This window comes from Lentzea sp. NPDC051838, assembly GCF_040681245.1.
In the GTDB taxonomy this organism is placed as follows: Bacteria; Actinomycetota; Actinomycetes; order Mycobacteriales; family Pseudonocardiaceae; genus Lentzea.
Window position 1 is genome coordinate 131560 of sequence record NZ_JBFAYI010000023.1, and the last position, 13698, is coordinate 145257.

At 68.9% G+C, this 13698-nt stretch carries 14 protein-coding genes; 12 read left to right on the plus strand and 2 right to left on the minus strand.

From position 1 onward, the window contains the following. Nucleotide 1: 1 nt before the first annotated feature. The 10 genes from AB0M24_RS35140 (at nt 2) to AB0M24_RS35185 (ending at nt 11504) form a co-directional block, all read left to right on the plus strand. Nucleotides 2-811, plus strand: a complete 810-nt coding sequence (locus tag AB0M24_RS35140) for a DUF72 domain-containing protein (protein ID WP_363777782.1) — start codon at nt 2-4, stop codon at nt 809-811. A gap of 41 nt (nt 812-852) precedes the next feature. After that, on the plus strand, nt 853-1209 hold the full coding sequence (locus AB0M24_RS35145; protein ID WP_363777783.1) for a peptidase inhibitor family I36 protein: 357 nt from the start codon (nt 853-855) through the stop codon (nt 1207-1209). Between the two features lie 119 nt (nt 1210-1328). Then, nucleotides 1329-3731 (plus strand): AAA family ATPase, encoded by a 2403-nt coding sequence (locus tag AB0M24_RS35150; protein ID WP_363777784.1) that lies wholly within the window; start codon nt 1329-1331, stop codon nt 3729-3731. Further along, on the plus strand, nt 3728-4126 hold the full coding sequence (locus AB0M24_RS35155) for a hypothetical protein (protein WP_363777785.1): 399 nt from the start codon (nt 3728-3730) through the stop codon (nt 4124-4126). Before AB0M24_RS35150 ends, AB0M24_RS35155 begins: the two co-directional genes overlap by 4 nt. 8 nt (nt 4127-4134) lie before the next feature. Then, nucleotides 4135-4974, plus strand: coding sequence for a metallophosphoesterase (locus AB0M24_RS35160; protein ID WP_363777786.1), 840 nt, complete (start codon nt 4135-4137; stop codon nt 4972-4974). Then, complete coding sequence (locus AB0M24_RS35165; protein WP_363777787.1) at nt 4971-7601, plus strand: AAA family ATPase; 2631 nt, start codon at nt 4971-4973, stop codon at nt 7599-7601. The genes AB0M24_RS35160 and AB0M24_RS35165 overlap by 4 nt, the downstream gene beginning before the upstream one ends. Before the next feature lie 132 nt (nt 7602-7733). Next, nucleotides 7734-8366: a hypothetical protein gene (locus tag AB0M24_RS35170; RefSeq protein WP_363777788.1), complete on the plus strand. Its 633-nt coding sequence runs from the start codon at nt 7734-7736 to the stop codon at nt 8364-8366. A gap of 193 nt (nt 8367-8559) precedes the next feature. Continuing rightward, entirely contained in the window at nt 8560-9384 is an 825-nt protein-coding gene (locus AB0M24_RS35175; protein ID WP_363777789.1) for a helix-turn-helix domain-containing protein, read from the plus strand. A 21-nt stretch (nt 9385-9405) separates the two neighbouring features. Then, nucleotides 9406-10521 (plus strand): hypothetical protein, encoded by a 1116-nt coding sequence (locus AB0M24_RS35180; protein ID WP_363777790.1) that lies wholly within the window; start codon nt 9406-9408, stop codon nt 10519-10521. Nucleotides 10522-10583: 62 nt separating this feature from the next. After that, complete coding sequence (locus tag AB0M24_RS35185; protein ID WP_363777791.1) at nt 10584-11504, plus strand: hypothetical protein; 921 nt, start codon at nt 10584-10586, stop codon at nt 11502-11504. On the opposite strand, the gene AB0M24_RS35190 is transcribed toward AB0M24_RS35185, so the two are convergent. Beyond that, the gene (locus tag AB0M24_RS35190; protein WP_363777792.1) at nt 11477-12274 is read right to left on the minus strand and encodes an NAD(P)H-binding protein; all 798 of its coding nucleotides are present in this window, start codon (nt 12272-12274) and stop codon (nt 11477-11479) included. The two genes, AB0M24_RS35185 and AB0M24_RS35190, sit on opposite strands and share 28 nt — an antisense overlap. Nucleotides 12275-12362: 88 nt before the next feature. On the opposite strand from AB0M24_RS35190, the gene AB0M24_RS35195 reads away from it, so the two are divergent. Then, nucleotides 12363-12722 carry a nucleotide pyrophosphohydrolase gene (locus AB0M24_RS35195; RefSeq protein ID WP_363777793.1) on the plus strand — a complete coding sequence of 120 codons (360 nt, stop codon included), beginning with the start codon at nt 12363-12365 and terminating at the stop codon, nt 12720-12722. A 47-nt stretch (nt 12723-12769) separates the two neighbouring features. Further along, the gene (locus AB0M24_RS35200; protein WP_363777794.1) at nt 12770-13309 is read left to right on the plus strand and encodes a hypothetical protein; all 540 of its coding nucleotides are present in this window, start codon (nt 12770-12772) and stop codon (nt 13307-13309) included. Here AB0M24_RS35200 and AB0M24_RS35205 read toward each other — a convergent pair. Next, complete coding sequence (locus AB0M24_RS35205; RefSeq protein ID WP_177221221.1) at nt 13306-13470, minus strand: hypothetical protein; 165 nt, start codon at nt 13468-13470, stop codon at nt 13306-13308. The genes AB0M24_RS35200 and AB0M24_RS35205 overlap by 4 nt on opposite strands. Between the last annotated feature and the right edge of the window lie 228 nt (nt 13471-13698).

Sequence of the window (13698 nt, forward strand, 5' to 3'; positions counted from 1 at the left end):
CATGGGCGAGGTCAGGATCGGCACTTCGGGATGGGTCTACCCACCCTGGCGCGGCGTGTTCTACCCCAAGGGCGTCACGCAGAAGCGCGAGCTGGCCTACCTCAGCGAACAGCTCAACTCGGTGGAGATCAACGGATCCTTCTACTCGCTGCAACGCCCGTCCAGCTACCAGAAGTGGGCCGCGGAAACCCCGGACGACTTCAAGTTCGCCGTCAAGGGCAGCCGCTTCATCACGCACATGAAGCGCCTCAAGGACGGCAACGAGCTCCTCGCCAACTACCTCGCGTCCGGAGTCCTCGCCCTGGGCCCGAAACTCGGCCCGATCCTCTGGCAGCTCCCGCCGACGCTGCAGTTCGACGCCGACCTGCTCACCGCGTTCTTCGAGGGCCTCCCCCGCACCACCACCGAGGCGGCGAAAGTCGCCGAACGCCACGACCACCGCGTCGACCCGGCCCACACCACCACGGACGCCGAACGCCCGATGCGGTACGCCCTCGAAGTCCGCCACGCCAGCTACCACACGCCCGAGTTCGTCGACCTCCTCAAACGCCACGACATCGCGCTCGTGATCGCGGACGCCGCCGGCAAGTACCCGCTGATCGAGGAGGTCACCAGCGACTTCGTCTACGTCCGGCTGCACGGCCACGACGAGCTGTATGCCAGCGGCTACACCGACGAAGGCCTCGACATATGGGCGACCAAGGTCCGGAAGTGGCGGAAACACGGCGACGTCTTCGTCTACTTCGACAACGACGCCAAGGCCTACGCCCCACGCGATGCCAAGGCGCTTCAAGATCGTCTGGCCGATTGATCCAAACGGACGCACACTCGTCTCCTGACGGAGGTGCGCCCATGTCGACGAAGAGCCTCATCGCCGCCTTGGTGATCACTGCGGGCGCGGTTGCCTCCAGTGGGATCGCTGTCGCACAGAGTGACAAGAACTGCGACAAAGGCGAGTTCTGCGTGTGGGCCGGACCGGAGTACACAGGGGCCGTGCAGCGGCTCGACCTGGAGTCCGCGAACCCCGCCGAGTGCATCACGCTGACCGTCGTGGGCCGATCCTTCGTCAACCGTCTGAGCAGGGACGCGAGCGTGTACCAGCGGGAGAACTGCTCGACCGAGGCCGAGTTCACCACCTACCCCAAGCACGGCACCTACGTGCCGGACGCGTACTTCGTCATCCGCGGGCTGGAAGTGTGGGGGCCATAACGAGGGTCGACTACTTTAGTCACCCTATGTAACACCACTCGATCGTGTGAGTACTCACCAGTAGGTCTCATTTGGTGCCTAGGTTGCCGCCCTATCGAGTGGTGGCAGCTGGAGGAAATGTGACCGTGGCGGGTGAAGCCGGGTTACTCGAACTGATGGCCGGGCGACTGGCCCATGACGATCTCACCCCACGTGCGGCGGAACTGGTGCTGGCGGCGTGCCGAGGCGAAGCGGCACTGGACCGCGCGCTCGCCGGTGCGCCCTCGAAAGCGGAGACGCCGAGAGAGCGGACGGACGGGCCTGGCCAGGGGATCTTCGTGTCGGAGATCCGGGTGCGCGGCTTCCGGGGCATCGGGCCTCAGGCACGCCTGCCGCTGGCGCCGGGGCCCGGGCTGACCGTCGTCACCGGACGCAACGGAAGTGGCAAGTCGAGCTTCGCCGAGGCCGCGGAGCTCGCGCTCACCGGCTACAACGCCCGCTGGACCCGCGCACGGCACGACGTGTGGCGGCAGGGGTGGCGCAACCTGCACCAGAACGACACCGCCGTCGAGCTGGAGCTCGTGCAGGCAGGGCAGGCGAACCGGACCACGATCCGAAGACGCTGGGCGCAGGACGAGGACCTGGCGCAGGGCGACTGGACGCAGGACAACGCGCCGTTCGACGACAGCAGGTGGCACGACGCGCTGGAGACCTACCGGCCGTTCCTGCCCTACAGCGAACTGGGGACAGTCCTCGACGCACAGCCTGAGGACCTCTACGAAGCGCTACACCGTTTACTGGGGTTAGAAGCTATAACGGAAGCTCAACAGTCTCTCGCCGAGCAGCGCAAACGCCTCGCCGAGATCGTCGCGCGGCCCTACGACCGGCGTGAACGCGTGCGTGCGGAGCTGGCGGCGTCCCCCGACGAACGCGCCCGCCGTGCCGCCGAGCTCCTCGGCAGCGACTCCCCCGACCTCGACGCGATCGCCGACCTGGCACTCGGTGCCGATGTCGGCAGCGGGACCGACCTGCTGCACCAGATCGTCGATCTGCAGCTGCCGCCCGACGACGAGATCGACAGGTGTCGTGAGACCCTCGATCTCGCGTTAGGGGCTGTAACTGTCGTTGCAACCGATAACGCGCAGGACTCGCTCAGGTGCAGCGAGATCCTGCGGCTCGCGATCCAGTTGCAGGAGTCCGGCGGCAACCAGTCGTGCCCGGTGTGCGATCTCGGGCGGCTCGACGGGCTGTGGCTGCACAAGGCCAAGGAACGCGCAGAGCACCTCGCCAAGGCCGCCGCGGAGCTGCACGACGCCGCGGATCGCCTCGACGTGGCGGTCGCGGCCGCGCGGGCGTTGTGCGTGCCGACCCCGGACGTGCTGCGGGAAGCCCAGGACATGCTCGACACGACCACCGTGCTGCAGGCCTGGCAGGCGTGGGAGGACTGCGTCTCGATCGACGACCCCGTGCGGCTGCGACAGGAGTTGTTCGACCGGTATGCAGACCTCGTGCAGGCTGTGGACCAGCTGAAATCCGTCGCTCGCGAGCAGATCGACCGGCGTGACCTGGTGTGGCGGCCGATGGCGATCGCGTTGTTCGAGTGGCACTCGCAGGCGCAGCAAGCGCTTGCGGACGCGGACGTGCTCGCGGACGTGACCGAGGCCGAGAACTGGATCCGCAAGACGGCGGCGACGCTGCGTTCGGAGCGCATCGCGCCGTTCGCGAAGGAGTCGCAGCGGATCTGGCAGCGGCTGCGGCAGCAGAGCAACGTCGACCTGGGCGCGGTGCGGCTCGGCGGCACCCGCAACGTCGAGCTGGACGTGTCCGTCGACGGCGTCTCGAACTCCGCGCTGGCGGTGATGAGCCAGGGCGAGCTGCACTCGCTGGGACTCGCGTTGTTCCTGCCGCGCGCGATGGTGGACGAGAGCCCGTTCCGGTTCGTGGTGATCGACGACCCGGTGCAGGCGATGGATCCGTCCAAGGTGGACGGACTCGCCCAGGTGCTCGCCGACGTCGGGCTGACGCGTCAGGTCGTGGTCTTCACGCACGACGAACGCCTGGTGGAGGCACTGCGGCGGCTGAGGCTCCCCGCGACGGTGTGGGAGGTCTGCCGCGGCGAGGAGTCCGTCGTGCAGGTGCGGATGTCCGACGACCCCGTCGGCCGCTGCCTGAACGACGCGCGGGCGATGCGCGGTGACGACGACCTGCCGGAGGCGCTGCGGGCCGAGCTGGTGGCGTCGTGCTGCCGGGCGGCGCTGGAAGCCGCGTCGCACGCCCGGTTCCGGCGCGCAAGGCTCGGCCGCGGCATGCCGCACGCCGAGGTCGAACGCGTGCTGGAGTGCGCGTTGACGACCAGGCAGAAGCTCGCACTGGCCGTGCTCGACGACCTCGCCGAACAGGGAAAGCTGTTGCGGCACCTGGAGGACGTTGTCGGCTCGTGGGCCGTCGACCTGCTGCAGGCGTGCCGCGTCGGCGGTGACGGCGGCGACCTCGACGTGCTGATCCGCGACACCGAGCTGCTCGCGGGGTGGTTGCAGCGATGACCCGGACCCCCAATGTCCCTGCTGACGTGCAGGACCGGTTGACCTGCGTCGCGAACCTGCTGGCACGCCCGGAGCAGCTCGACGGCGTGCGGATCCGGTGCTGCGCGGAGCTGTTGCGCACGGCGGTGGAACGTTCGGTGGCTCGTGCCTGCAAGGCCGAGAACACCGACCAGCCCGTGCACGCGCTGCTGCTCAACCTTCCGTCCCATGTGGACGCTGATGCCGCGCACGACGCCTCCCAGCTGTGGCACGCGCTGAGCCGCGCGATCCGGCACCACGGCTACGAGCTGACCCCGACGGTCGCGGAGCTGCGCGGCTGGCACGCCGACACGGCTGCTGTCGTCGAGGCTCTGCGGCCGACCCTGACCCTTTCCGGCACCATCGACCTCACCTGAAGGCACCGGTGAAACTGCTGCTGTTCGCGGACCTGCACCTGGACACGCGCTTCCCGAGCGCCGGTCCCGCGCGGCGCCAGGCGTTGCGCGACACGCTGGGCCGCATCGTCGGCCTCGCCCAGGACTCCAACGTCGACGCGGTGCTGTGCGCCGGCGACCTCTACGAGCACGATCGCTGCTCCCCTTCCACGGCCGCGTTCCTGCAGTCGTCGTTCGACTGCTCGGTGCCGGTGTTCCTGGCTCCGGGCAACGACGACTGGTACGGGCCGCAGTCGGTCTACCAGCAGGTGGACTGGACACCGAACGTGCACGTGTTCTCGTCGGAGAACATGACACCCGTGGAGCTCGCCGACGGCATCACCTTGTGGGGCGCCGCGCACGTCGGACCCGGTCCGGCGCGGGACTTCCTGGACGGGTTCGCGGTGAACCGGTCGGGCGTGAACCTGTCGCTGTGCCACGGATCCGCGCCGGACGACGTCGCGATCACCGGCCTGGACCACGCTTTCCTCGGCCACGAGCACACACCCGAGCACGCCGTGCGCTACACGTTCCCCGGCAACCCGGATCCGTTGACCGCGGACGAAACCGGTGAGCGCGGCGCCGTTCTGTGCACCGTGCACGACGACGGAACGGTGTCGCGCGAGGTGTTCGACGTGTCCGCGTCGCGTTCGCTGGGGCTGGTGGCTGAGTCGTCGGAGGCTTTTCCCTTGCTGGACTTCGATTCCGTGGCCGCGGAACGAACCGTGCGCGGCCAGTTCGTGCGGGACGTGCTGGCGGATCCCTCTCTCGACACCGGTCTGCGCGGCCGTGTGCTCGCCACCGGCCTGCGGGCGCTGGAGGAACGATGAAGATCGAGTCGGTGACCGCGCACGCCTTCGGGCCTCTGCACGGCAGGACCTTGCCGCTGGCGCCGGGTCTGACCGTCGTGTCGGGCATGAACGAGTCCGCGAAGTCCTCCTGGCACGCGGCGATTCGCGCGGCGCTGTGCGGCGAACCGTCGTCGCGGCACCGCCCGTGGCACGGCGATTCGTGGCGGGTGGCCGCCACGGTGTCGCTGGAGTCGGGCGAGGTCGTGGCAGTCGACCGCGACCTCAACGACGACGCGTGCCCGGACGTGGCACGGCACGTCGGCCTCGACCGCTCGTCGTTCGCCGCCACGGCCTGCGTCGACCAGGCGCAGCTGCTGTCGGTGCTGGACGAGGCCGACGGCCTGCAGGATCACCTGCGCCGCGCTGCCGCCACCGCGGGCACGGACGGGACCGTGGAACAAGCGTTGCAGCGCTTGACCGCGCCGGTCGACACGTTGCGCGATGCCCGGAACCGCTTGCGGGAAGCCGAAACGGACCTGGCTGTCGCGCGCCGCGAACACGCGCGCTACCTGCAGTTGAGCGCAAAGGCCCGTTCCGCCGCCGCAGCCCGCGCCCGGCTGGCCGTCCAGTCGCACGCGGCTTCGTTGGAGGCGCTGAACACCCGCGCTTCACGTCTGGCCGAGCTGCAGGAACGTTTCGGCGACTCGCCGCCGTCCGGTCTGGCAGCGCAGGAAGCCTTGACGGACAAGGTCAACCGCGCGCTGGCCGCGTGGCGCGCGGCTCCGACTCCGCGGGTGCTGACCGGTCCCACAGCCGCGACGCTCGAGGGCGAACTCGAGGCCCTGCCTGAGTTTCCCGTCGGCGAAACCGCTTTGGACGACGAGCTCCGCGTCGTGGCCGCCGCTTTCGACACCTCTGCCGCCGTCGTCGCAGCCCACCGCGAACGACGTCCGATGCCCGCGACGTCCGCCGAACCGTCGGTGCTGCGCGGCCTCGCCACCCGGCTGGACCCGATCAGCGGCTCGCGCCTGACGACGGCGTCCCTCGAGGTCGACACCGCGCGCCAGTTCCAGGACGAGGCCGCCGCCAACGCCGCGCGCATGCAGGTGGAAGCCGACGTGGCCGCCGCGCGGGTGCGGGAGATCGCGATGCCGAACCCGTTCCTGCGCAACGCTTTGCTGGCTCTGAGCTGCCTGACCTCATTTGTCGGCGTGCTGCTCTTCCTGGTGGACCAGCAGATCGCGGCCGTCGGCGTGCTCGTGGCCGCCCTGACCGCGGGCATCGGCGGTGCTCTCGCCCGCGGCAACGCACCCCAGCGCGAGGCCGCCGTCGCCTTCGCCGCGGAACGTGCCGCCGCCGCACACCAAGCGCGCGGCCTGCTGTTCGTGGCCGACCGCAAACTGGCCGAGGCGGAGGGCCAGCGCGCGGTGGCGTTGGAAGCGGTGCGCGTCCACGACGAAGCAGTGGCCGGGTGCGCCTCTCTGGGCGTGCCACCGGACCGCGAAACGTTGTGGCGCCTGGCAAACCGCGCGGCCTGGGAAGCCGAGCACACGGACCTGGTGTGCGAGATGGCCCGCATCGAGAAGGCAGTGCGCATCGAACTGGCAGCACGGGGCAAGGTCGACAACTCGATGACCGTGCCCGACCTGCTGATCGACTACGAGACCGACTGCAAGGTCCGCGCCCGCCAGGCGTTGATGGCGGCCCAACGCCCGCTTCTCGCTCGGGCGCTGGAGGACCGCCGCCTGGCCGAAGCGACAGTCGCCGAGGCCACGACAGCCCACGACCGCGCTTTGCTGCTGCTGCGCGGTGCCGTGCTGGCGGTCGGCGGCACCGGCGAGCGCCCCGAGGACCTCTTGCGCTGCCTGGCCGAGTGGCAGCGCGGCTGGGACCGGCTGCTGCGCGAGGCCGAGGAGGAGCGCAACGCGTGGGCGGAGCTGCAGTCCCTTCTGGCTGACGGAACATTGGACGACTTGGAGGCCACCATCTCCGCCTCCCAGACCCACCACGCCTCACTGCTGGAAGACGCGGCTCGTTACGCCGCATGCGATCCCGTCGACCCGTCGCTGGCCACGTCCTGCGACTCTCTCGCGGCCGCCGTCGCCGAAGTCGCGCGCGTGCTGCCCAGCGTCCCGGACGCGGAAGAGGAAGTGCAGGCCGCCGCGTCGGTGGTGGCCGAGGTGACGGCGGAGGTCGAGGCGATCTCCCTGGCCACGCGGTACCTGACGGCGGCTCGGGAGAAGGTGCACAGCACGATCGCGCCGGCGCTGGAGAAAACGTTGCGGGAGTGGCTTCCCGGGGTGACGGACGGGCGCTACGTCGACGCCGCTGTCGATCCCCAGTCGTTGACCGTCCGTGTGTGTGCCGCGTCCGAGGCTTGGCATCAGGCTTCACGTCTGTCCCTGGGCACGGCGGAACAGGTCTACCTGCTGCTGCGCGTCGCATTGGCTCAACACCTCGCCACGGAGGCGTGTCCGTTGTTGTTGGACGACGTGACCGTTCAGGCTGACGATGCCCGTACCCGTGCGGTGCTGGACCTGCTGCTGCGGTTGTCGGAGGACAGGCAGATCGTGTTGTTCGCGCAGGAGACCGCGGTGGTGGAGTGGGCTCGGGAGCGGCTGGGTGAGCGGGACGTGCTGCACCAGCTCACGCCCGTGGCTGCCTGACCCGTCGAGACGTGACGGCCCGGTCGGCAACGTCCTCCGGGTCGTCGTGCTCAGGCGCGGTGCCGACCTTCGAGACGACGCCCGAACAGCGGTTTCCCGGAATTGTCAGACCCCGTCGCTACCGTCGGCCCCATGACCAACGCCGCCTTCCGCAAGCTGACCCCGACCACCGACGAGAGGCTCGCCGAGCTGGGCCTGCGCCTCGCCGTCCTCGACCGCGCGATCGCCGCCGGGATCGACGCGCGGGGTGCCTCGCCGCCGTTCGGGCCCACCAACGCGCCGGGGCTGCTCGACTGGATTCACCGGGTGGGCACGCTCAGGCAGCTTCTCGACGCGGAGGGCTGGCAGCGGCTCGACCACTGGAACGCCGGGCTGATCAGGCATCCGTCGCGGCCGATTCTGCTCGGGACGTTGCAGGGCAACCGCGGGACGGGGTCGCCGGACGCGCCGTTGCGCAGCGACTACGCGAAGGGGCCCGCCATCGCGGCGATGATGCGGGACAACGACCACGACCAGTTCGCGCTGTTCGAGAACGTGCGCAGCGAGGGCCTGAAGTTGTGGTTCCTGGTCACGTATCCGCTGCAACTGGAGGATCGGCTGGTGGTGTTGCGGGAGGTGTCGCAGCCGGAGCCGACGCCGCAGAACCAGGTCATCGAGCGGTGGGCGCATCGGATTCCGTTGCCGCCGATGGAGTTCGCGCAGACCAGGACGTCCAATGTGGACGGACCGGAGGAGGTGGACTTCCCGATCGCGCTGAGGCGTTGAGCAGGCGATGTCGAGTCCCGCGTCACCTCGGGGCGAGCACACGCACAGCTTCCCGTTCGTCCTCCAACCGTCCGCCGGACCAGGAGGTGAAGTCCGCGGCGTTACCCTCCAGCTGGGACTCAGCAGGCCCCTCATCCGCACGAGCAGGGCCCGCGTGGCAGCGCGGCGGGGCAGAGGTGACAATGGCCGGATCATGTTCACCTCCTCGCGACTCACGCTCGCCCGCACCCGGCGCGGACTCACCGCGGCCGAGCTCGCGCGCAAGTCCGGGGTGTCGGCGCGCGCGATCAGCGAGTACGAGCGCGGGGTGCGGTGTCCGCGGCCGTCCACAACGGAGTCGCTGGCGGCGGCGCTCGGGTTTCCCCAGACGTTCCTGACGTTGCCGGAACCACCGAGGCCGCAGAACGCACCGGAAAACGCGCAGGCCGCGGCGGCCGCGCAGCTGGCGATCGAGTTCAACGCGTGGCTGGAGCGGTTGTTCGTGTTGCCGCAGCCAGATCTGCCGCCGCCGAAGACGTCGCCGGACGACACGCGCACGGCGTGGCGGCTCGACACGGTGCCGACGCCGAACATGGTGCAGCTGCTGGAGTCGCGCGGTGTGCGGGTGTTCTCGCTGCCGGTCGACTGCGCCGGGCAGGAGGCGTTCTCCTGCTGGCACAACGGGACGCCGTACGTGTTCCTCAGCCCGGCGGCGACTCCGGAGCAGGCTCGGTTCGACGCGACGACGCAGCTCGCCGTCCTGCTCGGCCACGCCGAACCGGAGAGCTTCGCCGCCGAGTTCCTGATGCCCCTCGACTGGTGCGCCATCGGAATGGTGCGCCGCGAGACGTCGAAGCTGCTCACCAAGGTGTTCAAGGTGCTGCGCGAGAACGGCACCACGCCGCTGCACGTCGCCAAGGAGCTGCACTTGGGCCTGGAAGAGCTCAACGGCCTGGTGTTCGGGCTGGTGCTCACGGCGTTGCCAGGTGGCGGAGAACCCGGACCGAAGGGACGCGCGCGCCTTACCCTGGTCCACTGATCAACCTGGGGGGGACCAGAGATGATGTTCGTGCGCTACCTCGTGGCGCTGCCGTTGATCCTGCTCAGCTACGTCGGCGTGCCGTTCGGGTACCTCACGTTCAACCGGTATCTGGTGGTGGGCGGAGAAGACTTCGACTTCGCGGCCGAGTTCACGAAGCGCCTCACGGGCAACGACGGGTTCTGGCCGGTCGTGCTGGCGCTGCTCCTCTTCGCCGCGCTGTGGTGGATGACCACGGCGTGGCCGCGGATCGCGCTGGTGCCGTCGGCGCCGATCGCGTTCATGGGAATCCTCACCGGACTGATCGACGGCTGGCAGAAGATCGCGGCGGGCGTGGCGGCCCCGGCCATCGCGTGGGGCCTCGCGTGGCTCGCGGCGAAGATCGTGTCGTGGCCGCTCACCGGGGCCGTGAGGCGGTCCCCTGTCGAAGTCGCCATCGGACTGCGCGGAGAGGGAAGGCTGCGGGTGCAGTCACGCAGGCTGCTGCTCGACAAACTGCCACCGCCGAGGCACCCGGAGTCGCCGGTCGGGCGTGTCGCGATCCCGTTCGACCGGATCAGCCACGTCGAGGCGGGTGTGGTGCACGCGCCGGCGCAATGGCGGTTCGGCAACACCAGCGAGCTCGCCCTCTCGCCGGGGCCGGTGCTGCGCGTCATCGGCGGCGGCCAGGAGTGGCTGCTGCCGGTCGACGACGTCGAGGCGACCATGCGGCTCGTCATCGAGCGCACGGACGTTCGCGCCAAGCAGGATCCGCGTCCACCGCTGGAGAACAGCCGGTGGACGAACGCGAAGAAACTGTGGGAACTGCAGGACAAGCAGTCGATGAGTCCCAACACGCAGAAGGTCAAGCACGGCATGCACCACGGGATGCTGGTGCTGAGCGCCATGACCGCGGCGATGGCCGGGTACGCGGTGTACCGCATGTTCACCGGCAGCTGGGGTTTCCTCTTCGGCGTCCTCTTCTTCGGTGGTATCTCCTACGGCATGGCGCGAGCGTGGGCGTCGCTCGGGGCCACGCAGAAGCTAGCTGAGGAAAATCCGCGGCCACCGACGGCTGACGATCCCGACCCTCGACACATTCCGGTCACTGGCTGGAGTGCCTCGCCAGTGGTACTAGGCCAAACGAGCGATTTGTGAAACGCATCGCCCGGCATACCCGACACTGAGAGTGACGGGTCGCAGAGTCGGGAGGACGCCCCATGACGATGCAGCAACGCACAGAGCCCTCGCCCGCAGCTGTTCTGATCTCCGTAGCCGTGCTCGCGCTGGTTCTGACCGTTGCTTTCGGCCCGCTGGGCTTCGTCATCGGGCTCGCACTCTTCGCGTTGATGTTCATCGGCACCAAGCACAGACAGCCGTCCGAGCAGATCGTCCCCGCCCGCACCCGCTCCCGGATCCGCCGGCTGTCCACGGCGGGCCGGGTGGCGATCGTCGGCGAGTCGCACTACCAGGACGCCATCGCCGAGGTCGCCAAGCACGCGACGGCGCAGACCCTCGAAGACGCGATCCCGGCGACCGCGGTGCTCGTGCCGGAGCCCGCCAACCGCCACGACCACCTGGCTGTGCGGGTCGACCTGCTGCGCGGCGACGGGTCCGCGATCACCGCCGGCTACCTGCGCGGCGACCAGGCCTCCGACTACCGGCCACTGCTGCTCGAACTGGCCGGGCGTGGCGAGGTCGGCTCCTGCCCGGCGCGGATCATGGGTGGCGGCAACCGCTACTACGGCGTGCACCTGCACCTCGGCGACCCGCGACTGCTTCTGCTCGACCACGAGATCCTCGGCACGGCCCCGACCATGCCCGCGGAGCACCAGGTCGCGGTCACGGGCGAGGAGTCCAACCAGCTCATCCTGCACCGAGTGGTCAACGGCCGGACGCCCGTCCACGTCATCGCGGAACTTCGCGACTGCCGCATCGCGAAGGGCACGCACGTCGGCGAACACACCCTCGAAGTGCTTCTCGAGGGCGAACGCATCGGCCAGCTCACCTACGCGATGGGCCTGCGCTACTGCGACCTGGCCCAGGAGTGGCGCGCCCGCACGGGGCGGGCGCTCTGCGAAGCCGTCATCACCAACGAGGGCACGCGCGGCCTTCAGGCGAAGCTGCTGCTGCCCAAGTAGTCGGCGAACGTGCGCGGCTCACGGCCGAGGACGCGCTGCACGCCATCGGACAGGTGCGCCTCTTCTCCCATGCGGATGCGGACGAGCAGCATCGTGACGAGGTCGGCGATCTCGGCCGGGTAGCCGAGGTCGCGCATCGAGGCGGCGAACGCGTCCGGCTCGACGTCTGCATACAGAATGGGATTGCCCGTCACCTCGACGATCCGCGCCAGCATCTCGGCGAAGGACAGCGACTCCGGACCGCTCAGCTCGTAGGTCTGGCCGGAGTGACCGGGCTGCGTCAACGCCGCGACGGCGACTTCGGCAATGTCCACCACGTCGATGAACGGGTGGATGCCCTGGCCGGCGGGAACGGCGAGCTCGCCGTACTCGACACCGGGGGCGAACAGGTCCTCGTCGAAGTTCTGCATGAACCACGTCGGACGCAGGATCGTCCACTCGAGGCCGGACTCCTTGACCGCTGCTTCGAACGGGTCGTCGTCGGGAGCGCCGCGCATCGAGAGCAGGACGAGACGGGTGACACCGGTCTTCACGGCCAGCGGGACGAACTCGGCCAGGAGCGCCGGGTTGTCCGGCGGGACGACGTAGACCGCGGTGGTGCCGGTGAGAGCCGGCTCCCAGGTGTCGGCGTCGGACCAGTCGAACTTAGTGGCCGACGAGCGGGAGGCGGGGCGGGCGGCGTCGCCGAGGAGTGCGGTGACGCGGCGGCCGGTCTTGCCGGAGGCGGCGAGCACGAGGACGGTGTCGGCGTTGATCTCGTTCGTTGTCATGGCTAGAGCTAATCAACGTTGACTCGGACGATCCATGCCTCAATCACCGGCATCCTTGCTCGTTCGTCCAGGTGGTAAGTAGTGGGTCATGAGTGAGCGTGATCTCGTGGACCTGAGGGATGCCTTGCGGGCCTTTGCCGCCGCCCGCGACTGGGACAGCTACCACACGCCCAAGAACCTGGTGATGGCGTTGTCCGCGGAGGTCGGCGAGCTCACCGACCTCTTCCAGTGGCTCACGCCCGATGAGGCGAAGAATGCAATGAAAGACCCAGAACTCGCTTGGAACGTGCGGGACGAGCTCGCGGACGTGATGCACTACCTCACCAGGCTGGCGGACAAGCTCGGTGTCGACCTCGTCGAGGCCGCGTTCGCCAAGATCGAACGCAATGAGCGCCGATTCCCGACCGGGAGCCTGACTCCGGTACCTGTCGAGAAGGGTGAGCTGTGAGTCTCCAGAGCGTGCAGGCATTGCACGTGCACCAAAAGGTCACGTTCATGTCCAACCGTTACGAGGTCTTCGTCGACAACGCCGGTGAGCCTGGCGAGCTGGTCGGCTACGCGGAGCAGAAGAAGTTCAAGATCAAGGAACGGATCACGATCTACACCGACTCGTCGAAGAGCCAGGTGCTGTTCGAGTTCAACGCCCGCAAGGCGCTCGACCTCGGCAGCGGCTACGACGTGACGGACGCGCACGGACAGTCGATCGGGTTGTTCCGCAAAGACTTCGCGCGCTCGCTGCTGCGGTCGACGTGGCACCTCGAGCAGCCGGGCTGGGGCAGGACGACGGGCGCCGAACGCAACAAGTGGTTCGCGGGCATTCGCCGGCTGTGGCAGTGGATCCCGATCGTCGGCGAAGCGCCGTTCCCCATGCGGTATCACTTCGACTTCACCACGGAGAACGGCGCTCCGGTGTTCAGCGTCGACAAGAAGACCTGGGTCCGCGACCACTACCTGGTCCCGATCCAGGATCCCGGCGTCGACCGACGGCTTGTGATCGCCCAAGCCGTCGCACTCGACGCGCTGCAGTCCCGCTAGAGGTACGTCAGCAGGAGGAGGATCAGGCACACCAACAGCACGACGCCGAGCACCGCGGGCAGGAGTGACTGCGAGGACGGCGCGGGCTCGCGAGCGTGCCTGCCCCGCCTCCTGCGCGCTCGCCACCGCAATGGTGCCTCCCCTGCCCACTGATCGTTCATGACGATCACGGTAAGGACCGGGAAGCCGAGCTTGACTCGCGTCACCCGCTCGCCGGGGGTACATCACCCTGACGGCGGCTCAAGGTGACAGGACCCAGGAAAACCGTCCAGGAAACAGCATGGGAACGGCACAGAAAAAGCCCTGCGGGGAGCGCTTTTGGCGCTCAACCCGCAGGGCTACATTAAGTTCGGCGGCGACCTACTCTCCCACACCGTAACCAGTGCAGT